Source organism: Sphingomonas mollis (assembly GCF_016427505.1).
In the GTDB taxonomy this organism is placed as follows: Bacteria; Pseudomonadota; Alphaproteobacteria; order Sphingomonadales; family Sphingomonadaceae; genus Sphingomonas; species Sphingomonas mollis.
Genome location: NZ_JAELXS010000002.1, coordinates 155,104 through 175,600, shown reverse-complemented (window position 1 = coordinate 175,600; position 20,497 = coordinate 155,104). Strand labels below are relative to the sequence as shown.

18 protein-coding genes are annotated in these 20,497 nt (G+C 65.4%); 12 read left to right on the top strand and 6 right to left on the bottom strand.

The window, feature by feature from the left end; genetic code table 11:
• Positions 1-37: 37 nt before the first annotated feature.
• From JAO74_RS04280 to JAO74_RS04265, 4 genes are read left to right on the top strand one after another with little or no spacing between them, the layout of a single operon-like run.
• Positions 38-1,264 (top strand): heavy-metal-associated domain-containing protein, encoded by a 1,227-nt coding sequence (locus tag JAO74_RS04280; RefSeq protein ID WP_199035499.1) that lies wholly within the window; start codon positions 38-40, stop codon positions 1,262-1,264.
• Entirely contained in the window at positions 1,261-1,881 is a 621-nt protein-coding gene (locus tag JAO74_RS04275) for an HdaA/DnaA family protein (protein WP_199035498.1), read from the top strand. Before JAO74_RS04280 ends, JAO74_RS04275 begins: the two co-directional genes overlap by 4 nt.
• Positions 1,878-4,034 carry an RNA degradosome polyphosphate kinase gene (locus JAO74_RS04270; RefSeq protein ID WP_199035497.1) on the top strand — a complete coding sequence of 719 codons (2,157 nt, stop codon included), beginning with the start codon at positions 1,878-1,880 and terminating at the stop codon, positions 4,032-4,034. The genes JAO74_RS04275 and JAO74_RS04270 overlap by 4 nt, the downstream gene beginning before the upstream one ends.
• Complete coding sequence (locus JAO74_RS04265; RefSeq protein ID WP_416194279.1) at positions 4,031-5,518, top strand: Ppx/GppA phosphatase family protein; 1,488 nt, start codon at positions 4,031-4,033, stop codon at positions 5,516-5,518. The genes JAO74_RS04270 and JAO74_RS04265 overlap by 4 nt, the downstream gene beginning before the upstream one ends.
• Before the next feature lie 3 nt (positions 5,519-5,521).
• Here the strand turns inward: JAO74_RS04265 and JAO74_RS04260 are convergent, their stop codons facing one another.
• Both JAO74_RS04260 and rnd read right to left on the bottom strand, forming a co-directional pair.
• Positions 5,522-5,809: an I78 family peptidase inhibitor gene (locus tag JAO74_RS04260; protein WP_199035496.1), complete on the bottom strand. Its 288-nt coding sequence runs from the start codon at positions 5,807-5,809 to the stop codon at positions 5,522-5,524.
• A complete protein-coding gene (rnd, locus tag JAO74_RS04255; RefSeq protein WP_199035495.1) occupies positions 5,806-6,981 on the bottom strand; it encodes a ribonuclease D in 1,176 nt (391 codons plus the stop codon). Before rnd ends, JAO74_RS04260 begins: the two co-directional genes overlap by 4 nt.
• Positions 6,982-7,103: 122 nt before the next feature.
• On the opposite strand from rnd, the gene aspS reads away from it, so the two are divergent.
• Positions 7,104-8,942, top strand: coding sequence for an aspartate--tRNA ligase (gene aspS, locus JAO74_RS04250; RefSeq protein ID WP_199036064.1), 1,839 nt, complete (start codon positions 7,104-7,106; stop codon positions 8,940-8,942).
• 51 nt (positions 8,943-8,993) lie between these two features.
• On the opposite strand, the gene JAO74_RS04245 is transcribed toward aspS, so the two are convergent.
• A complete protein-coding gene (locus JAO74_RS04245) occupies positions 8,994-9,623 on the bottom strand; it encodes a carbonic anhydrase (protein WP_199035494.1) in 630 nt (209 codons plus the stop codon).
• A 53-nt stretch (positions 9,624-9,676) separates the two neighbouring features.
• Here JAO74_RS04245 and lipA point away from each other — a divergent pair, with 53 nt between their 5' ends.
• Together lipA and JAO74_RS04235 are read left to right on the top strand one after the other, a co-directional pair.
• Positions 9,677-10,630 (top strand): lipoyl synthase, encoded by a 954-nt coding sequence (lipA, locus tag JAO74_RS04240; RefSeq protein WP_199035493.1) that lies wholly within the window; start codon positions 9,677-9,679, stop codon positions 10,628-10,630.
• 7 nt (positions 10,631-10,637) lie between these two features.
• Positions 10,638-11,120 carry a type II toxin-antitoxin system RatA family toxin gene (locus tag JAO74_RS04235; RefSeq protein WP_199035492.1) on the top strand — a complete coding sequence of 161 codons (483 nt, stop codon included), beginning with the start codon at positions 10,638-10,640 and terminating at the stop codon, positions 11,118-11,120.
• Here the strand turns inward: JAO74_RS04235 and JAO74_RS04230 are convergent.
• Genes JAO74_RS04230 through JAO74_RS04220 form a run of 3 tightly spaced genes read right to left on the bottom strand, consistent with a single transcriptional unit; the run spans position 11,057 to position 13,238 of the window.
• Positions 11,057-11,581: a CinA family protein gene (locus tag JAO74_RS04230; RefSeq protein WP_199035490.1), complete on the bottom strand. Its 525-nt coding sequence runs from the start codon at positions 11,579-11,581 to the stop codon at positions 11,057-11,059. The genes JAO74_RS04235 and JAO74_RS04230 overlap by 64 nt on opposite strands.
• Positions 11,581-12,099: a hypothetical protein gene (locus JAO74_RS04225; protein WP_199035488.1), complete on the bottom strand. Its 519-nt coding sequence runs from the start codon at positions 12,097-12,099 to the stop codon at positions 11,581-11,583. The genes JAO74_RS04230 and JAO74_RS04225 overlap by 1 nt, the downstream gene beginning before the upstream one ends.
• The gene (locus tag JAO74_RS04220; RefSeq protein WP_199035486.1) at positions 12,099-13,238 is read right to left on the bottom strand and encodes a bifunctional 2-C-methyl-D-erythritol 4-phosphate cytidylyltransferase/2-C-methyl-D-erythritol 2,4-cyclodiphosphate synthase; all 1,140 of its coding nucleotides are present in this window, start codon (positions 13,236-13,238) and stop codon (positions 12,099-12,101) included. The genes JAO74_RS04225 and JAO74_RS04220 overlap by 1 nt, the downstream gene beginning before the upstream one ends.
• Positions 13,239-13,320: 82 nt before the next feature.
• Between JAO74_RS04220 and dusB the strand changes: the two genes are divergently transcribed.
• Genes dusB through ntrX form a run of 5 tightly spaced genes read left to right on the top strand, consistent with a single transcriptional unit; the run spans position 13,321 to position 20,454 of the window.
• Positions 13,321-14,319 carry a tRNA dihydrouridine synthase DusB gene (dusB, locus tag JAO74_RS04215; protein WP_199035484.1) on the top strand — a complete coding sequence of 333 codons (999 nt, stop codon included), beginning with the start codon at positions 13,321-13,323 and terminating at the stop codon, positions 14,317-14,319.
• Positions 14,306-15,370: a two-component system sensor histidine kinase NtrB gene (locus JAO74_RS04210; RefSeq protein WP_199035482.1), complete on the top strand. Its 1,065-nt coding sequence runs from the start codon at positions 14,306-14,308 to the stop codon at positions 15,368-15,370. The genes dusB and JAO74_RS04210 overlap by 14 nt, the downstream gene beginning before the upstream one ends.
• Positions 15,367-16,782, top strand: coding sequence for a nitrogen regulation protein NR(I) (gene ntrC / locus JAO74_RS04205; RefSeq protein WP_199035479.1), 1,416 nt, complete (start codon positions 15,367-15,369; stop codon positions 16,780-16,782). The genes JAO74_RS04210 and ntrC overlap by 4 nt, the downstream gene beginning before the upstream one ends.
• A gap of 51 nt (positions 16,783-16,833) precedes the next feature.
• Positions 16,834-19,077 carry a sensor histidine kinase gene (locus JAO74_RS04200; RefSeq protein WP_199035478.1) on the top strand — a complete coding sequence of 748 codons (2,244 nt, stop codon included), beginning with the start codon at positions 16,834-16,836 and terminating at the stop codon, positions 19,075-19,077.
• A 3-nt stretch (positions 19,078-19,080) separates the two neighbouring features.
• A complete protein-coding gene (gene ntrX, locus JAO74_RS04195; RefSeq protein ID WP_199035476.1) occupies positions 19,081-20,454 on the top strand; it encodes a nitrogen assimilation response regulator NtrX in 1,374 nt (457 codons plus the stop codon).
• The last annotated feature ends 43 nt before the right edge of the window (positions 20,455-20,497 follow it).

Here is a 20,497-nt window from a genome sequence, read left to right as displayed (position 1 = left end):
TGGATTTCCACGCCCGGTTCTGCAAAAGGCGCGGGCCATGCGCCGCCCCTTGATCGCTTCCCTTGCCGTGATGGCCCTGCTCGCGGGGTCCGGCACGCTGGCGCAGATCGAAGGCGGCGACCGCGGCGTCGCGCCGATCGACAATGGCGGTGCGTTCGAAGTGAGCGGCGTGACCGTGGATGTCGGTGGCAAGACAGCCGAGGCGGCCCGTCTCGGCGGCTGGCGGCTGGCGCAGCGCAAGGCGTGGGTGCAACTGTCGCGCCGGCTGGGTGGTACCGGTGGCCTCGTCTCCGATGGCACGCTCGACCAGATGGTGTCGGGCATCGTCGTGGAGAACGAGCAGATCGGGCCGAACCGGTACATCGCCCGGCTCGGCGTCCTGTTCAACCGCGCGCGGGCCGGATCGCTGCTGGGCGTGGCGGCCTATGCCGATCGATCGCCGCCGATGCTGGTGGTGCCGGTGCAATGGTCGGGCGGCGTCGGTCAGGTGTTCGAGCGGCGCACCGACTGGCAACAGGCCTGGGCCCGGTTCCGCACCGGGAACAGCACCATCGATTATGTCCGACCATCGGGGACCGGCGCCGATTCGCTGTTGCTGAACGTCGGTCAGGCACAGCGGCCGGGTCGTGGATGGTGGCGGACGATCATCGATCAATATGGCGCGTCGGACATCCTGATCCCGACGGTGCGATTATATCGGCAATGGCCGGGCGGTCCGGTCGTCGGCGTGTTCCAGGCGCGGCATGGACCCGATAACCGGCTTATCAGCAGTTTCTCTTTGCGAGTCGGTAGTGCCGAGGGGCTGCCGCAGCTGCTCGACACCGGCGTCGCGCGGATCGATGCCCTTTATCAGCAGGCATTGCGTCAGGGCATGTTGAACCCCGACGCCAGCCTGACGCCGCCGCCCGATCCGGCCGCCACGCCGACGCCATCGGCCGATCCGACGATCGACGGTATCCTCGCCGATCTCGCCCAGGCCAACGCAGGCGCAACGGTGACGTTGCAGTACGATACGCCCGGCACCGCCAGCGTCGCCAATACCGAGGCGCTGGTGCGCGGCATTCCGGGCGTGCGCTCAGCGGGTACGACCAGTCTGGCATTGGGTGGCGTGTCGTTGATGCGGGTGGTGGTGGACGGCGATCCCGCCCTGCTGGCGGCTGCCTTGCAGTCGCGTGGGTATCAGGTGGCGGGATCGGGGACGACGTTGCGGATCAGCCGGCCGACGCCGGCACCATCGGCGTCCGGTACGGGCGTTCCCGGATGAGCCAGATGGCGCTGCCGCTGGCGTGGCCCGCCGACCCGCGTGACGACGCCTTTCTAGTTACGCCGTCCAACGCCCATGCCGTCTATCTGCTGGAGCATTGGGGAACGTGGCCGGTCCGCGCCGCGATGCTGACCGGTCCACGCCGGTCCGGCCGCAGCCTGCTCGCCCGCATCTTCGCCGCCAAGAGCGGGGGGACGATCATCGACGATGCCGAGCGGGTGGACGAGACGGATCTTTTCCACGCGTGGAACAATGCGCAGGCGGACGGGCGACCGTTGGTGATCGTGGCGGATGCGCCGCCGCCGATCTGGTCGATCACCTTGCCCGACCTGCGATCGAGGCTCGCGGCCAGTCCGCACGTGGCGATCGGGCCGCCCGACGATGCGTTGACGCGTGCGCTGCTCGACCGGATGTTCGAGCGCCGGGTGATAGACGCCCGGCCCGATCTGCTCGACTGGCTGGCTTCGCGGATCGAGCGTAGTCATCTTGCCATGGAACGCGTGGTAGACGCGCTGGATCAGGAAACTTCGGAACGCCATCGCCGGCTGACCATTCCCCTGGCACGCACGACACTCACCGACGCCGGCCTGTTGCCGATCAGAACCGAGGACGCATGACCCGCCCATCCCATATCGCCCATCTCGACCATGCCGACGACGATCCCGTCGCGACGGGGGATAGCGAGCGGTATTTCAATCGCGAACTGTCATGGCTCGCGTTCAACCGGCGGGTGCTGGAGGAGGCGTGCAACAGCGCGCATCCCCTGCTGGAACGACTGCGCTTCCTGTCGATCTGCGGATCGAACCTGGACGAATTCTTCATGGTCCGCGTCGCCGGATTGAAAGGGCAGCAATCGCAGGACGTCGACCGCCGGTCGGCCGACGGGTTGACGCCGGGGCAGCAGCTGGGCGCGATCATCGCCGAGGCGGATCGGCTGATGGAAAGCCAGCAGGCGGTATGGGCGGACCTGCGCACGCTGCTCGACGAATCCGGCCTGTGGGTGCTGCGTCGCGATTCGATCGATGACGAGGCGAACGACTGGCTGGAGGATCATTTCCGCGACCAGATCTTCCCGATTCTGACACCGCAGGCGCTCGACCCGGCGCATCCGTTTCCGTTCATCCCCAATCGTGGATTATCGGTGATCTTCGATCTGGAGCGGATGTCGGACAACGAACCGATCCGCGAACTCGTCATGCTGCCAGCCTCCGCGCCACGGTTCGTGCGGTTGCCGGGCGAGCGGGCGCGTTATGTGTCGATCGAAACGCTGGTGAAGCGGTTCGCGCCGCTGATCTTTCCGGGGTATATCGCCCATGGCGCTGCCGCGTTCCGGGTCCTGCGGGACAGCGATATCGAGATCGAGGAAGAGGCGGAAGATCTCGTCCGCTACTACCGCAACGCGATCAAGCGCCGCCGTCGCGGCAAGGTGATCCGGCTTGAGCTGGAAACCGGCATGTCCGACGCGCTGGCCGCGCTGCTGAAGGTGGAACTGGGTGGTGCCGATGCGATCATCACCGAGAGCGGTCAGTTGCTGGGGATCGCCGATCTCGACCTGCTGTACGACGAGGATCGGCCGGACCTGAAATTCCCGCCATTCACGCCGCGCTTCCCCGAACGCATCCGCGAATTTTCCGGCGATTGTTTCGCGGCGATCGCCGCGAAGGATATCGTCGTCCATCACCCGTACGAGACGTTCGAGGTGGTGGTCGCCTTCCTAAAGCAGGCGGCCAACGATCCCGACGTCATCGCGATCAAGCAGACGCTATACCGTGCCGGCAAGCAGTCCGCGATCATCAACGCGCTGGTGGCGGCGGCGGAGGCGGGCAAGTCCGTGACCGCGGTCGTGGAGTTGAAGGCGCGGTTCGACGAGGAACAGAATCTGTTCTGGGCGTCGCAGCTGGAGCGCGCCGGCGTGCAGGTCGTCTATGGATTCATCGACTGGAAGACCCATGCCAAGATCTCGATGGTCGTCCGTCGCGAGAACGGGGCGTTCCGGACCTATTGCCACTTCGGTACCGGCAACTACCATCCGGTGACAGCGAAGATTTATACCGATATCAGTTACTTCACCGCCGATCCTGCGATCGGGCGTGATGCTGCGCAGATGTTCAACTACGTCACCGGCTATGTCGAGCCGCGCAACATGAACTGCATCAGCCTGTCGCCGCTCAATCTTAGGGCGACATTGACGGCAATGATCGATGACGAGATCGCCCATGCCCGTGCCGGTCGGCCGGCGGCGATGTGGGCCAAGATGAACAGTCTGGTCGATCCGGCGATCATCGACAAGCTGTACGAGGCGAGCGGCGAGGGGGTCGAGATCGACCTTATCGTGCGCGGCATCTGTTGCCTGCGGCCGCAGGTCGCCGGGTTGTCGGAGAATATCCGGGTCAAATCGGTCATCGGCCGGTTCCTGGAACACAGTCGCATCTGGGCGTTCGGTGCGGGCAAGACACTGCCCAACGACGGTGCCAAGCTGTTCATATCGTCCGCCGACTGGATGCCGCGCAACTTCGACCGGCGCGTCGAATATATGCTGCCGATCACCAATCCGACCGTCCACGACCAGATCCTCGACCAGGTCATGGTCGCCAATCTGCTCGACGACGAACAGAGCTGGATACTGGACGGCGACGGCGAATATACCCGCGTCGCGCCGGGCGAGCGACCGTTCAACCTGCATCGGTATTTCATGACCAACCCATCACTGTCCGGCCGCGGTGCGGCGCTGGAGAAGGTGCCGACATTGCTTCTTCGGGCATCATCGTGAGCTTGCCCGTGGGGCTGTTCGGCCGTCGCCCGGCCGACACGCCGCCGCGGACCGCCATCATCGACATCGGTTCCAACTCGGTCCGGCTGGTCGTGTATCAGGGGCCGTCGCGTATCCCGGCGGTGTTGTTCAACGAAAAGGTGATGGCGGGTCTCGGCCGCGGGCTTGCTGCAACGGGCCGGATGGAGGAGGGATCGCTGGCGATTGCGCGCACCGCCCTTGCGCGGTTTGCCGCCGTCGCGCGCGAAATGGACGTCGTGTCGCTGCGGACGGTGGCGACGGCGGCGGTTCGCGATGCTGCGAACGGGCCGGAATTCATCGCCGCCGCCGCCGCGCTGGGCCTGAAGGTCGAATTGCTGTCGGGCGAGCAGGAGGCTACCGGGGCGGGTGAAGGTGTGTTGTCCGGTATTCCCGATGCGGACGGTATCGTAGGCGATCTGGGCGGCGGCAGCCTGGAACTGGTGCGGGTGCGGCAGGGGCGGCTCGGCGACCGGGTGTCGTTTCCTTTGGGGGTGCTGCGGATAGCGGGGACACGGGGGCAGCCGCTCGATCGACTGGCGACGCGCCTGATCGATCAGGCGGGCTGGACGGGGCGGGGCGCCGGATTGCCCCTGTATCTGGTCGGCGGATCGTGGCGGGCGCTGGCCCGGCTGGACATGGGCCTGACCGATTTTCCGCTGCCCATCGCTCACCAATATCGCATGACACCCGATACGATTGCGCGGCTGAGTCGTACGGTGCCGCATCTGGGCAAGCCGAAGCTGCGGAGCATTCCCGGCCTGTCGGCCGGGCGCGCGGGGACGCTGGCCGATGCGTCGGCGTTGCTGGGCGTATTGCTGCGCCGACTGGGGAGCGAGACGACCATCGTCTCCGCCTTTGGGCTGCGAGAGGGGCTTGCCTTCGGCATGCTGGATGCGGAGACCCGCGCGCTCGATCCGTTGATCGTTGCGACCCGTGAGGAGGGGCGGCTGCTCGGTCGTTTCCCCGAACATGGCGATCTGCTCGACCGCTGGATCGCGCCCTTATTCGCGCACGAGACGCCGGCGCAGGCCCGCATCCGTCATGCCGCCTGCCTGCTGGCGGATGTGGGTTGGCGCGCGAATCCGGAGTTCCGCGCCGAACGCGGCGTCGAGGTTGCCTTGCACGGGCAGTGGGTGGCGATCGAGCCGGGGGAGCGGGCGCAGATGGCCCAGGCGCTGTTCACGTGTCTGGGCGGCGGCACGGGTTTCCCCGATCCGCTACCCCGCCTGGCCGACGAAGAGGCGTTGCGGCGGGCCACCGCCTGGGGTCTGGCGATCCGGCTGGGTCAGCGGTTGAGCGGGGGGTTGGCCGGGCCGTTGAGCCGGACGCGGCTGACGATAGACGATGCGCGCGTGACGCTGCATCTGCGTCCCGATGACCGACCGCTCTATGCGGAAACGACCGAAAAGCGGCATGCCGCGCTGGCGGTGATGCTGGGCCGTCGCGCTGCGACGGCCGACTGATCGTCAGCCGCAGCGCAGGTCGTTCACCTTGCCGTTGTCGTCGAGCAAGATGTTCAGCCGGTCGGGCTGCATATCCATCGTCGCCGCGTCGTCCGGGCGCAGCACGCGTGCGGTTCGGGCGTTGGCGCCATATTGAATCTCGTCGCGCATCGTCAGTTTGAAATCGGTGCCGATGAACCGCCGCCGCATCGCGTCGTCCACGCCACAGGGACCGGTCGGTGGTGTGACGGGTGGCATCGATGTGCAGCCAGTCGCCGTCAGCACGGCCGCCGATATCAGGATCAGTTTCATGCAACCTCTTCCGCACGGGTCATCTTCAACCGGCCGTTCTTGACCGCGAACGCCAGACGGCCCTCGACCAGATCGACCGCATCGCGCCCGAACTGATCGTAGCGCCAACCCTCCAGCATCGGCAATCCGGTACGCGCGCCGGCCGCCAATGCTTCCAGTTCGTCCGAACGAGCGAGCAGTTTCGACGCGACGTCGATATCGCGGGCGCGAATCTTCAGAAGCAGCTTCAGCAGATCGGCGACGAGAGACCCTTCCTTGCCCAACCCCGGCTTGCGATCGTCGCGCGCCGGCAATTCATCCGCCGACAGGGGTTCGGCCGACTCCAGCGCCGCCATCAGCCGAGCGCCGATATCGTTGCCGGCCCAGGTTGCCGACAGACCGCGTACCTTGGCGAGATCGCTTTGCTTGCGCGGCGGGTTGCCGGCGAGGTCGCCCAGCGTCTCGTCCTTGACGATGCGGCCGCGTGGCAGGTCCTTGGCTTGCGCTTCCAGTTCGCGCCAGCGGGCGAGTGCCTTCAGCCGACCGAGCATGTCCGGCTTGCGGCCGGAGACACGGACGCGCTTCCAGGCGAGATCGGGTTCGTTGGCGTAATTGGAAGGATCGGCGAGCCGCTCCATCTCCTGATCCAGCCACGCGCCGCGCCCGGTCTTGCGCAGCCGTTCCAGCATCATCGGGAAAATGGCGGCGAGGTGCGTGACATCGCCGATCGCATACTCGATCTGGCGCGCATCGAGCGGACGGCGCGACCAGTCGGTGAAGCGGGCGCCCTTGTCGACCGCGATCCCCAGCCAGCTATCGACCAGATTGGAATAGCCGATCTGCTCGCCTTGCCCCAAGGCCATCGCCGCGACCTGCGTATCGAACAGCGGGTGCGGCGTCTTGCCGGTCAAATTGTAGACGATCTCGATATCCTGCCCGCCGGCATGGACCACCTTCAGCACATCCTCATTCTCGACCAGCAGATCGAGCAGCGGCTTCATGTCGAGCCCCGGTGCCAGCGGATCGATCGCCGCCGCCTCGTTCACGTCGGCGATCTGGATCAGGCAGAGTTCCGGCCAGTAGGTGCTCTCCCGCATGAATTCGGTGTCGACCGTGATGAAGTCGGCATTGGCGAGGCGGGCGCACAGATTGGCGAGCGTGGCGCTGTCGGTGATTAACGGGTGGATATGCATCCGCCCACCCATAGCGAGCGTACGCGGGTTGACAAAGAGGGGGTGGGAAGGGGAGTGGCCTTCGATCCTTTTGGCCGCTCCCGCGCTCACCGTGCGGTGGCGGCGTATGCGAGATGACACACATGCACGCCTATCGTACCCACAACTGCGCCGGCCTGACCGCCGCCAACGTCGGCGAGACCGTCCGCCTGTCCGGCTGGGTCCATCGCAAGCGCGATCATGGCGGCGTGCTGTTCATCGATCTGCGCGATCATTACGGCATCACGCAGGTGGTGGCGGACGCCGATTCGCCGGTGCTGCCGGTGCTGGAGTCGGTGCGGACCGAATCGGTCGTCACGATCGATGGCGTGGTGAAAGCGCGCGCCGATGGCACCGCCAACGCCAACCTTGCGACGGGCGAGATCGAAGTGTTCGCCCGTAGCGTCACAATACAGAGCGCGGCGCAGGAATTGCCGATGCCGGTCGCTGGCGATGCCGAGTATCCCGAAGACATCCGCCTTCGCTATCGCTTCCTCGATCTGCGGCGGGAACGGCTGCATGCCAACATCATGCTGCGGTCGCAGGTGATCGCCAGCATCCGCAACCGCATGATCGGGCAGGGCTTCACCGAATTCCAGACGCCGATCCTGACCGCCTCGTCGCCCGAGGGCGCGCGCGACTATCTGGTCCCCAGCCGCGTTCATCCGGGCAAGTTCTATGCGCTGCCGCAGGCGCCGCAGATGTTCAAGCAGCTGTTGATGGTCGCCGGTTTCGATCGCTATTTCCAGATCGCGCCCTGTTTCCGCGACGAGGATGCCCGTGCGGATCGTTCGCCGGGCGAGTTCTATCAGCTCGATTTCGAGATGAGCTTCGTCACGCAGGAAGACGTGTTCCAGGCGATCGAGCCGGTGCTGCATGGCCTGTTCACCGAATTCGCCGACTGGCAGGGCCATTCCGGAGCAAAGGGGGGCCGGCAGGTTTCGGCGCTGCCGTTCGCGCGCATCCCTTACCGCGAATCGATGTTGAAATATGGCAACGACAAGCCCGACCTGCGCAATCCGATCCTGATTTCGGACGTGTCGGATCATTTCACCGGTTCGGGGTTTGGCCGCTTCGCGTCGATCGTCGAGGCGGGCGATGTGGTGCGGGCGATCCCCGCGCCCAACACCGCCGATAAAAGCCGCAAATTCTTCGACGACATGAACGGCTGGGCGCAGAGCGAGGGCTTTGCGGGGCTGGGCTATGCCACGCGCAAGGGCGGCGAATGGGGCGGGCCGATCGCCAAGAACCATGGCGAGGAAGGCATGGCGAAGCTGGCGGAGACACTCGGCCTCGGTCCCGACGATGGCATTTTCTTTGCAGCGGGCAAGGAAGCGCAGGCTGCCAAGCTGGCCGGGCTGGCCCGGACGCGCGTCGGTGAGAGCCTGGGCCTGATCGACCAGAACCGTTTCGAGTTCTGCTGGATCGTCGATTTCCCGATGTTCGAGTATGACGAAGACAACAAGAAGGTCGATTTCAGCCACAACCCCTTCTCGATGCCGCAGGGTGAGATGGAAGCGCTGGAGACGATGAACCCGCTCGATATTCTGGCCTATCAGTACGATATCGTCTGCAACGGCATCGAGCTGTCGTCGGGTGCGATCCGGAATCACCGGCCGGAGATCATGTACAAGGCGTTCGAGATCGCGGGCTATACGCAGGCCGATGTCGATACGAACTTCGCCGGCATGATAAACGCGTTCAAGTTCGGCGCGCCGCCGCATGGCGGATCGGCGCCGGGTATCGATCGCATGGTCATGTTGCTGGCGGGTGAGCCCAATATCCGTGAGGTCGTGCTCTTCCCGATGAACCAGAAGGCGGAAGACCTGATGATGGGAGCGCCCAACTTCGCGACGCCCAAGCAGTTGCGCGAGCTGAATTTGCGTTCGACGGCCGAACCCAGGAAGGACACCGCCGCCATCGTCTCGCCAACAGCGGGCTGATCTGTAAATGCCGTTGCGCCGTCCCGGATCGGACGGCGCAACGGCAGATCGTCAGGCGGCTTCGAAGCTGCCGTTATCGCTCAGGATGCGCAGCTTGCCATCGTCGATCGCGAAGACGGCGCCCTTCAGTTCCAGCGTACCGGCATCGATGCCGGCCTGCACGAAGGGGAAGGTCTTCAGGTTCTCGATCGAGACCTTCACGCCTTCCTGTTCCAGCGCCGTCTGGCCCTCCGGTCCGGTGCCGTGTTCCGACACCACGCACTCACGGGCATCCTTTAGCAACTTGATCCATTCGGCGACGAAGCCACCTTCGCCGGGCTTGGCATCGGTCAGTGCGCCCGACAGCGATGCCTTCACGCCGCCGCACTGGCCGTGGCCAAGCACCAGAACTTCCTCGACCTTCAGCACTGTGACGGCGAATTCGATCGCCGCCGACACACCGTGCAGGCCGCCGCTGGGGTCGAACGGCGGCACCAGATTGGCGACGTTGCGCACCACGAACACCTCACCGGGACGCGTACCGAAGATCGTTGCGGGATCGACGCGGCTGTCCGAGCACGCGATCACCATGACCTTCGGCGTCTGGCCACCGGCCAGCTCGGTCCATTTCTCACGCTCGTCGATCCACTCGTTACCGCGGAACCGGTAATAGCCGTCGATCAGATCCTTGAACTTTCTCATTCGTCATCAGCCCTTCGTTGTTCCGTGTCGATGCACGCGCTATATTAGACAACATGAACGATCTGTCATCTGTTTCGGCTCCCGCCCGTCAGCGCAAACCCGACTGGATTCGCGTAAAAGCGCCCACCTCGGCCGGATTTGCGGCCACCCGTGAGTTGATGCGGTCGAAAAGCCTGACGACCGTATGCGAGGAAGCGGCATGCCCCAACATAGGTGAGTGCTGGAGCAAGAAGCACGCGACCGTCATGATCCTCGGCGACACCTGCACGCGGGCGTGCGCGTTCTGCAACGTGAAGACCGGCATGCCGCGCGCGGTCGATGCGATGGAGCCGCAGAATGTCGCGGATGCGGCGGCGCAGATGGGGCTGGCGCATATCGTCATCACCTCCGTCGATCGTGACGACCTGCCAGATGGCGGCGCATCGCAGTTCGTCAAGGTGATCCAGGCGATCCGTCGGTCGAATCCGACTACGACGATCGAAATCCTGACGCCGGATTTCCGCAACAAGGCGCAGGCCGCGGTCGAGGCGATCATCGAAGCGCGACCGGACGTGTACAATCATAATCTGGAAACCGTGCCGCGGCTGTATCCGACGATCCGGCCGGGTGCGCGCTATTATGCGTCGCTGCGATTGCTGGAGAGCGTGAAACGGCATGATCCGTCGATCTTCACCAAGTCGGGCGTGATGCTGGGACTGGGTGAGCAGCGGCTGGAAATTCATCAGGTGATGGATGACATGCGATCGGCCGACATCGATTTCCTGACGATGGGCCAGTATCTGCAACCGACGCCGCGTCATGCCAAGGTGGCCGAATTCGTCACGCCCAAGGCGTTCGATGCCTATGCCGGCATCGCGCGTGCCAAGGGGTTCATGCTGGTGGCGTCGTCGCCATTGACCCGGTCGAGCTATCACGCCGGTGACGATTTCGCGAAGCTGCGGGCGACGCGCGACGCGAAGCTGGGCGTGACCCGGACAGCGCCGGCGGGGAGCGGCGTTAGCGCCTGACGATCCCATGCCAAAGCATCATGAAACCCGGCATCTGTCCTATACGGCGGAGCAGATGTTCGACCTCGTCGCCGACGTGAAACGCTACCCCGAGTTTTTGCCATGGGTAACCGCGATGCGCGTTCGCAAGGATAGCGAGACGGAGACGCTGGCCGACATGATCGTCGGCTTCAAAGGTTTACGGGAAACGTTTACCAGCCGGGTCGAGAAAGAACGGGCGACGCGGATCGCCGTCGATTATGTCGATGGGCCGTTGAAGCATCTGCGCAACGAATGGGCGTTTCGGTCCGAAGGCGAAGGCTGCGCCGTGGATTTCAGCGTGGATTTCGCGTTCAAGAACCGCGTCTTCGAAATGCTCGCGGGTCAGGTGTTCGGTCAGGCGCTGCGCCGGATGATCGGCGCGTTCGAGACGCGCGCCGCGGCGCTTTACGGCTCCAGCAACACTGGTGGCGGTGGCAACAGTAGTTCGAGCGCACAGAGCGCCGCCTGAAGCCTGATCCCGCCGCGACCGGTATCGTCGAACTGGCGGCGGTCGGCATGGACGTCGGTGGCATCACCGCCCTTGTCCGCGCGGGCGAACACGACGGTGCCAACCGGCTTCTTCTCCGATCCACCGCCGGGGCCGGCGATGCCGGTGATCGCGACGACGACGTCGGCCCCGGTCTTTTCCAGCACTCCGCGGGCCATGCTCCACGCGACGGCGACAGAGACGGCGCCGAAGGTTTCGAGCACGTCGGTACTTACCCGGAGCAGCGCCGCCTTCGCTTCGTTGGAATAGGTGACGATCGACGCTTCCAGCACGTCGGACGATCCGGGAATTTCCGTCAGCGCCGCAGCGACCAGACCGCCCGTGCAGCTTTCGGCCAGTGCGATGCGCCGACCGACCGCGCGATAGGCATCGACCACTCGCTGGGCGGCATCGACCAGTTCGGGAGGGAGCAACGTGTCCATCACGACACCGGACATAGCGGTAGATTGGGAACGCCGGTCTTGCCGTTCCGGGCCGCATCCGCCTTCAGATAACGCAGCACGGTGACGACGACGCCCGCCGTATTCCGCGCGGGAAGGGGTTCCAGATCGGTCACGAGACGATCGATCGTGGCGCAGTCGCCCAGATCGATCCGGCCGACGATTTGCGGAACGATCAGGCTGGTCAGCACCGGGCGGGCATAATCGGATTGCAGCAGAAGATCGACTGTCGGGTCGCTGAGCTTCACGATCGCCGCGCGGGCGCCGGGCCAGGCGCGGTCGGCGGCGGTCTGATATTTCGCGATCAACGGCCCCTGATCGCGGCGGATCAGGCTGGCGGCGGGCAGGCGCGTCGCGCAGACCCGGCCGGTGTCCCGCAAGATTTCCGGCAGGGCGACGATGGCCAGCGATTCGGCTTCGGCATCCGTCAGGCAACCACGTTGCGCGGCGGCGGGCGATGCGATCAGGGCGATGGCAGGCAAAAGGGCGGCAAACTTCATCACGCGCTCCGCGGCAGGCTGACGGTGGCGATCGCCTGCGTAGCGATGCCTTCGCCGCGCCCGGTGAAACCAAGACGTTCTGTCGTCGTCGCCTTCAGGCTGACGCGATCGGTGGTCAGGTTCAGGATGGCGGCGATCCGGGTGACCATCGCGTCGCGATGGGGACCGATCTTCGGTTCTTCGCAGATCAGCGTCAGATCGACGAAATCGATACGGCCACCGCGCGCCGCGATCAGGGAGGCGGCATGCGCCAGAAACTGGTCCGATGCAGCGCCGCGCCATTGCGGATCACTGGGCGGAAAATGGGTGCCGATGTCACCCGCCGCGATCGTGCCGAGCAGTGCGTCGGTGAGCGCATGGAGGGCCACGTCGGCATCGCTGTGACCGGACAGGCCCTTGTCATGCGGGATGCGGATGCCACCCAGCCACAATTCCTCGCCTGCCTCCAGGCGATGGACATCGAAACCACTGGCCGAGCGGGTTTCCCACGTCACTCGCGCCTCGGCGGCAGCGAAGTCTTCGGGATAGGTGACCTTGTCGAGCATCACATCGCCCTGCACCAATGCGACGCGTCCGCCAACCCGTCGCACCATCTGCGCGTCGTCGGTCGCGTCTTCATCCGCCGGCCAGGCGGCGTGCGCCTGTACCAGAATGGGCAGGCGGAACCCCTGGGGCGTCTGTATCCGATACACGCCGTCACGCGGGACAAGCGTGCCGTCGTCCTTCGTCAGGGTGTCAGCGACGGCCAGCGCCGGGATGGCTCCGTCCGCGTCATCCAGGGCGGCGATAACTCGATCGATGACGACGGAAGGCACGAATGGCCGGGCGGCATCATGGACGAGGACACGGTCGGCCGTATCGCACAGCGCCTCTATGCCGATTGCTACCGAGTCGCTGCGCAGGACGCCGCCCGTCACGATGGCCGCCTCATCGCCGATCGCCGCGCGGGCCATGGCCTGTTGTCCCTCCGCGACCATCACCATCACCTCGTCGATGCCGGGATGGGCGGCGAAGGCCGCATAGGCATGGGCGAGCATCGCCCGGCCGGCGACGGGCGCATATTGTTTCGGGATGCTGGTGCCGGCGCGCAGGCCACGGCCGGCGGCGACGATCAGGGCGGCGGTCCTGGGACGGGTCATGGCGCGGCGCCTAGCGCGATGTGGGGCAGCTTGCCAGCACGGAGGCGCGAGCGTAAAGGCTGCTCAAATTTCAGGCACATCAATGCGTACTCTTGCTCCCATCCAGATCGGCCCCGTCCGGATCGATTGCCCCGTCGTGCTCGCACCGATGACCGGCGTGACGGATATGCCGTTCCGCACGCTTGTCCGCCGATACGGGTCGGGCCTGAACGTGACCGAAATGGTCGCCAGTCAGGCGGCGATCCGCGAGACGCGGCAGTCGATGCAGAAGACCGCGTGGCATCTCTCCGAAGAACCGGTGTCGATGCAGCTGGTCGGTTGTACCCCGTATGAAATGGGCGAAGCCGCGAAGCTGGCAGAGGATCGCGGGGCGGCGATCATCGACATCAACATGGGCTGCCCGGTGCGCAAGGTCACCAATGGCGATGCCGGATCGGCGCTGATGCGCGTGCCCAAGCTGGCCGCGACCCTGATCGAGGCGGTGGTCAAGGCCGTGTCCGCGCCGGTGACCTTGAAGATGCGGATGGGCTGGTGCCACGACAGCCTCAACGCGCCCGAACTCGCGCGGATCGCCGAGGATCTGGGCGTGAAGATGGTCACCGTGCACGGTCGCACCCGCAACCAGATGTACAAGGGCCAGGCGGACTGGCGCTTCATCGCCAACGTCAAGCAGGCAGTCTCCATCCCGGTCATCGCCAATGGCGATATCAATTCGATCGAGGATGCGGAGGCCGCGCTCGAACAGTCGGGCGCGGATGGCATCATGATCGGTCGAGGTGCCTATGGCCGGCCATGGTTGCTGGGTCAGGTTATGGAATGGCTGTCCACGGGGCGGCGGGTGGCGGACCCCGATCTGGACGAGCAATATCGCGTGATCGTGGAGCATTACGACGCGATGCTCGATCATTACGGCACATTCACCGGCGTGAACATGGCCCGCAAGCATATCGGCTGGTACACCAAGGGGCTGACCGGATCGGCCGAGTTCCGCAATGCCGTGAATCAGGAACCCGACGCCGATCGGGTGAAGGCGATGCTGGCGGAATTCTACGCGCCCTGGCGACGACTTGCTGCGGCCTGAGCCCGTTCGGCGCGACCGGCCGGGCTTTGCCGATCTGTTCGCCGCGTTGCCCGTCGCGGTGCTGGTCGTCGGTCCCGACGATCGGATCGTTCATGCCAATGCGATGGCCGAACAGACGCTGAACCTGTCGGAACGGATTATGGTGGGCCAGCTGTTGGCGGCGATCCTGCCCCCGCCGGCCGGGGTCGAGGTGCGCGACGGATATGGCTTCGCGGTGTACGATACCGAGATCGCGACGGCACGCGGCGTGCGGATGCGGGTCGATTTCGTCGAGGCGCAGATTGCCGATCATTCGGGCTGGCGGACGGTGACATTGCACAATGCGGCCAGTTCGCGTGGACTGGGACAGTCGAGCGATCGAGCCGCCGGCGCAAGGGCGGCGGTGGGGGCGGCGGCGATGCTGGCGCATGAAATCCGTAACCCGCTGTCGGGCATTCGCGGGGCTGCCCAGCTGTTGGGGGCAGGTGAGCTGACCCAATTGATCGTCACCGAGGTCGATCGGATCGCCGGGCTGATCGATCGCATGCAGGAATTCGGGGACACCCGTCCGTTGCCGTTGGCGGCGGAAAATATCTATCCGTTGCTGGGGCATGCGCGTGGCGTGGCACTGGCAGGCTTCGCGCGCGGCGTGCGGATCGACGAGCGTTATGACCCTTCGCTGCCGCTCGCCCGGATCAACCGCGATGCGTTGACGCAGGTCGTCATCAACCTGTTGAAGAATGCCAGCGAAGCCGTTCGTAACGAACGGAAACCGTGCCTTACCATCACCACCGCCTATCGTCATGGTGTCACGCGCGCTGCGGGTGACGGCCAGCCGCGACTGCCGTTGCCGATCGAGATATGCGTCATCGATAATGGTCCCGGTGCACCGGCCGACATCGCCGAGCATCTGTTCGACCCGTTCATTTCCGGCCGACCGGAGGGGCAAGGCCTGGGGCTGGCGCTGGTCGACAAGCTGGTCCGCGACATGGGGGGTATCGTTCAATATGCGCGGGAGGGAACGCCGCCCGCAACGGTGCTGCGCCTCCTGCTGCCGCGGGCCGGCGCATGAGCACGATCCTGGTCGTCGATGACGATGCCGCGATCCGGACGGTGGTGGCACAAGCGCTGCGGCGGTCCGGTCATACCGTCCTGACCGCGGACAGTCTGACGCAACTCGACCGGGTGCTGGCGACGGGGGCGCCGGACGTGCTGATCAGCGACGTCGTGCTGCCCGATGGTGACGGCATCAACCGGATGCGGGAAGTGGCTGACCGGTTTCCGCAACTGCCGATCATCATCCTGTCCGCGCAGAACACGCTGACGACCGCCGTGCGCGCGGCGGAACTTGGCGCGTATGACTATCTGCCCAAGCCATTCGACCTCGATGTGCTGGCGCGGGCGGTGACCGGGGCATTGGCGCGGGGCGGTCAGGTGGCGGCGCCCGATCGACCGGCGGAGGATGCGGCGCTGCCATTGATCGGGCGGTCGCCGGCGATGCAGGACGTCTATCGCGTCATCGCTCGGGTTGTTTCCAACGATCTGACCGTGCTGGTGTCCGGCGAATCCGGCACGGGCAAGGAACTGGTGGCACGCGCCATCCATGATCTGGGTGCGCGACGGGCGGCGCCGTTCGTGGCGATCAACATGGCGGCGATCCCGCGCGACCTGATCGAAGCGGAGTTGTTCGGGCATGAACGCGGCGCTTTCACCGGCGCGGCGGCGCGATCCGCCGGTCGGTTCGAACAGGCCAACGGCGGGACGCTTTTCCTCGACGAGATCGGCGATATGCCGATCGAGGCACAGACTCGTCTGTTGCGCGTCTTGCAGACGGGCGAGTTCACCACCGTGGGCGGCGCCCGCACGATCCGCGCCGATGTGCGGATCGTCGCGGCGACTAACCGCGATTTGGCGGCGCAGGTGCGCACCGGATTGTTCCGGGAAGACCTGTTCTATCGCTTGAACGTCGTGCCGGTCGCGCTGCCGGCCCTCCGCGAACGGCGGCAGGATGTGGCGCTGTTGGCGCAGTATTTCCTGGGGCAGGCCGCCGATCAGGGTCTGCCGCGTCGGCGGTTGGCGGCGGATGCCGTGGCGGTGCTGGAAGCACATGCGTGGCCCGGCAACGTCCGCGAACTGGAGAACCTGATGCGGCGGCTAGCGGTACTGGCACGCGACGAGGTGATCGATGCCGAGGTAATCTGCGCGATGCTGGGAACGCCCCAGCCCGCCGCCGCAGCCGTGGATACGGATATCGCGCCTGCCATCCGGGCGCTGATCGATCGTATCGCGCACGAGCGACCAGAGGCGCTGGAGGACGGTACGCTCTACGATCGGGTGATCGCCGAGGTGGAGCGGCCGCTGATCGAGGCGATGCTCGCCCGCCACGGCCAGAACCAGTTGCGCGCGGCGCGGGCGATGGGCCTCAATCGCAATACGCTGCGCAAGCGGTTGGACGCGCTGGGGATCGAACCCCGAAAAAGCTGAACCGACATTATGTGGTTTTAATGCAACATCGGAGGTTGTAGGACTGTGGCAATGATCGCAGTCGCGACGCCCAACTCCCATGACGACACGCCGATGCGGCGCTTTACCGTCACCCCGCTGGTCGAACTGCTGGTTCTGGGCATTGCCGTCGGCGTGGCGATCGTCAGCTATCTGCTGCTGAGCGGAGCCGATAATCCACAGCGGTTGATCGCACCGCCGTTCGTCGCGTTGCTGCTCGTGGCCAATCTGGTGCCGGGCATCCTGTTGCTGATGCTGCTGGGTCGACGGATCGCCCGTCGTCGTGCCGCCCTGTCGCCGATCGGCGGGGAGGGGCGGCTGCATGTTCGGCTGGTGGCGCTGTTTTCGGTCGTGGCCGCCGTGCCGATGCTGCTCGTCACCATCTTCGCGTCGTTGCTGTTCCAGTACGGCGTGCAATTCTGGTATTCCGACCGGGCGCGCGGCGTGTTCGAGAATGCCACTGAGCTGACCCGCGCCTCGTACATGATGATCCTGCAGCGGTGGGAAGACGCTACCGTCACCATGGCCGACGATCTCGCCTTTTCTCTGCGTGACGAACCGATCGATAGTCGGCGGTTTCAGGAATATTTTGCGCGTCAGGTCTATTATCGAAGCCTGTCGGAAGGCGCGTTGTTCGCGATCGGCCCGAATGGCGACATCCAGACGCTGGCGATCGTCAATCCATACGAGGTGGATTTCGGGCGCCAGATCACGGCGAAATCGATCGCGAAGCTGGGCGATGGCCAGCGCAGCCAGGTGATCGTGAACGGCGATCGCATCCAGACGTTCACGAGATTGCCGGGCGCATCCGGCATTTTTCTTTATGCCGCACGTGTCAGCACCAATCCCGGTGAAATGACGGCACAGACCGATCGCGCTTTGGCGGCGCAGGCCGATTATCGCGCGCTGCTGGCGCGCGCGCGCTATCTGCAAATCCGTTTCAACGCGGCGTTGCTCATCATTTCGCTCCTGATCGTGGGTGTCGCGGTGTGGATCGCGCTGGCGGTGGCGGATCGGCTGGTGCGACCGGTGGGTGAGCTGGTCGATGCTGCAAGACGCGTGGCCAGTGGCGATCTGTCGGCCCGTGTAGCGGACCCCCGCGCGCGCGATGAAGTCGGCACGCTGGCGATGGCGTTCAACCGCATGACGGAGCGGCTACAGGAGCAAAATACGGCCCTGCTGACCGCCAACGACCAACTCGATAGCCGTCGTGCGTTGATCGAAGCGGTGATGGCGGGTGTGTCGGCTGGGGTAGTGGCCACGGGCGCCGATCGGCGGATCAGCATTGCCAACGCATCGGCGGTCCAGTTGCTGGGCGCCCATGCGGACGGTGTTGTCGGCCGATCACTGCGCGATGTCGCGCCGGAACTCGATGCGTTGGTCGGCACCGGCGTTCGCGAGGCGGTGGTGCAGGTGGGCGAGGGGCTGCAGGCGAAGACCTTGGCCGTGCGATTGGCCGAGATCGATCGCGGACCGATCCTGACATTCGACGACGTGACGCAGCAGTTGTCCGATCAGCGTCGGGCAGCCTGGGCAGATGTCGCCCGTCGCATCGCGCATGAGATCAAGAATCCCCTGACGCCGATCCAGTTGGCAGCCGAGCGCCTGCAACGGCGCTATGGCAGCAAGATCGAGGCGGATGACGGCACCTTCGCGCGCCTGACCGAGACGATCGTGCGGCAGGTGGGCGATCTCCGGCGGATGGTGGATGAATTCTCGTCCTTTGCCCGGATGCCGAAACCAGTGTTCAACCGGGAACCGCTGCTCGATGCCGCGCGACAGGTGATGTTCCTGCACGAGGTCGCGCATCCCACGATCCGCTTCACCGTGGATCATCCGGAACCGGCGCCGGTCATGGTGTGCGACCGCCGCCAGATCGGCCAGGCGCTGACCAACATCGTCAAGAACGCCGTCGAGGCGATCGAGGCGAGGGGGGGCGACGATGGCGAGGTCGTGCTGACGCTGGGCGAGTTCGACGATGGCCGAATCGGGATCATAGTGACGGACAACGGGGTCGGTCTGCCGGCAGCCCGCGACCGGATCGTCGAGCCCTATATGACGACCCGTGCACGCGGTACGGGGCTGGGGCTGGCGATCGTCAGCAAGATCGTGGAGGACCATGGGGGAACGATCGCTTTCACCGATCGGCCGGGCGGGGGCACGGTGGTGACCATGATGTTCGATGCGGCTCGATTGGAGACGCTCGACCAGGGGGACCAGAATCACGAGCCGGCCGGGGAAGGTCAGCTCGCCGCACTCACATCGAATCGGACATAACTGATGGCGCTCGATATTCTCGTGGTCGACGATGAGCTGGATATCCGCGAACTCGTCGCGGGTGTGCTGGAGGATGAAGGGTACGAAACCCGCGGTGCTGCCGACAGCGATGCGGCGCTGGAGGCGATCGCGGTGCGGCGCCCCTCGCTGGCGCTGCTCGACGTGTGGTTGCGGGGATCGCGGCTGGACGGTCTGGAACTGCTGGATGAGATCAAGCGCCGCGATCCGTCGATCCCGGTACTGGTCATTTCGGGCCATGGCAGCCTCGACACGGCGGTGGCCGCGATCCGCAAGGGGGCGGTCGATTTCATCGAGAAGCCGTTCGAGGCCGAACGCCTGTTGATGATGGTGGAGCGGGCGACGGAAACCGAGCGGCTGCGGCGCGAGGTCGCGTCGCTGCGCGTATCGGTTGGCGGCGATGTCGATCTGACCGGCAGCTCGGGGTCGATCAACGGCGTCCGCGCCACGTTGAAGCGGGTGGCGGCGACCGGCAGCCGCGTGTTGATCGTGGGTGCCGCCGGCGTGGGCAAGGAAGTTGCTGCCCGCCTGTTGCATGGATGGAGCCAGCGGGCCGCTGCGCCGTTCGTGATCGTCAGCGCCGCCAATATGACGCCCGAGCGGGTCGAGGAAGAGTTGTTCGGGATCGAGGAAAGCGGCGACCTCGTTCGCCCCGGTCTGCTCGAACAGGCGCATGGCGGCACGCTTTTCCTCGACGAGATCGCCGACATGCCGCTGGCGACGCAGGGTCGCATTTTGCGAGTTCTGACCGACCAGAGTTTCACGCGCGTCGGCGGCACACGTGTGGTGAAGGTCGATGTTCGGGTCGTATCCGCGACGTCGCGGGATTTGACAGAAGAGATCGCCGCGGGTCGTTTCCGTGAGGACCTGTATTACCGCCTCAACGTCGTTCCCATCCTGATCCCGCCGCTGGCCGATCGGCGCGAGGATATTCCGGCGCTCGTCATGCATTTTCTGGGGCACTATGCCGGTCAGCGACGGGTGCCGATGCCGGAAATCGCACCCGATGCGATGGTGGCCCTGCAATCCTGCGAGTGGCCGGGCAACGTCCGCCAGTTGCGCAACGTGGTCGAGCGAACGATCATCATGGCGCCGGGCGACCGGGTAGGGCGGATCGATCTCGATCTGTTGCCGGCCGAAGTGCTGGGCAGCGATGGTGGCGGTGATCGGGGCTCCACCGCGATCATGGGCGCACCGTTGCGAGAGGCGCGCGAGGCGTTCGAGCGCGATTACCTGCGCGTTCAGATCCGCCGTTTCTCCGGCAACATATCGCGGACCGCCAGCTTCATCGGCATGGAGCGGTCCGCGCTCCATCGTAAGCTGAAGCTGCTCGGCATTACGGAAACACGGGACGATTGATCCCGCTGCCGCTGGACGCGGGGCGACCGGATACCTAGATTGG

Excerpts from the sequence above, each read along its gene's own strand:
- JAO74_RS04245 (WP_199035494.1), bottom strand. The coding sequence starts at position 9,623 with ATGAGAAAGTTCAAGGATCTGATCGACGGCTATTACCGGTTCCGCGGT.
- JAO74_RS04235 (WP_199035492.1), top strand. The coding sequence starts at position 10,638 with ATGCCAAAGCATCATGAAACCCGGCATCTGTCCTATACGGCGGAGCAG.
- ntrC (WP_199035479.1), top strand. The coding sequence starts at position 15,367 with ATGAGCACGATCCTGGTCGTCGATGACGATGCCGCGATCCGGACGGTG.
- JAO74_RS04280 (WP_199035499.1), top strand. The coding sequence starts at position 38 with ATGCGCCGCCCCTTGATCGCTTCCCTTGCCGTGATGGCCCTGCTCGCG.
- lipA (WP_199035493.1), top strand. The coding sequence starts at position 9,677 with ATGAACGATCTGTCATCTGTTTCGGCTCCCGCCCGTCAGCGCAAACCC.
- JAO74_RS04260 (WP_199035496.1), bottom strand. The coding sequence starts at position 5,809 with ATGAAACTGATCCTGATATCGGCGGCCGTGCTGACGGCGACTGGCTGC.
- ntrX (WP_199035476.1), top strand. The coding sequence starts at position 19,081 with ATGGCGCTCGATATTCTCGTGGTCGACGATGAGCTGGATATCCGCGAA.
- JAO74_RS04270 (WP_199035497.1), top strand. The coding sequence starts at position 1,878 with ATGACCCGCCCATCCCATATCGCCCATCTCGACCATGCCGACGACGAT.
- JAO74_RS04230 (WP_199035490.1), bottom strand. The coding sequence starts at position 11,581 with ATGGACACGTTGCTCCCTCCCGAACTGGTCGATGCCGCCCAGCGAGTG.
- JAO74_RS04220 (WP_199035486.1), bottom strand. The coding sequence starts at position 13,238 with ATGACCCGTCCCAGGACCGCCGCCCTGATCGTCGCCGCCGGCCGTGGC.
- JAO74_RS04200 (WP_199035478.1), top strand. The coding sequence starts at position 16,834 with ATGATCGCAGTCGCGACGCCCAACTCCCATGACGACACGCCGATGCGG.
- rnd (WP_199035495.1), bottom strand. The coding sequence starts at position 6,981 with ATGCATATCCACCCGTTAATCACCGACAGCGCCACGCTCGCCAATCTG.
- JAO74_RS04225 (WP_199035488.1), bottom strand. The coding sequence starts at position 12,099 with ATGAAGTTTGCCGCCCTTTTGCCTGCCATCGCCCTGATCGCATCGCCC.
- JAO74_RS04275 (WP_199035498.1), top strand. The coding sequence starts at position 1,261 with ATGAGCCAGATGGCGCTGCCGCTGGCGTGGCCCGCCGACCCGCGTGAC.
- aspS (WP_199036064.1), top strand. The coding sequence starts at position 7,104 with ATGCACGCCTATCGTACCCACAACTGCGCCGGCCTGACCGCCGCCAAC.
- dusB (WP_199035484.1), top strand. The coding sequence starts at position 13,321 with ATGCGTACTCTTGCTCCCATCCAGATCGGCCCCGTCCGGATCGATTGC.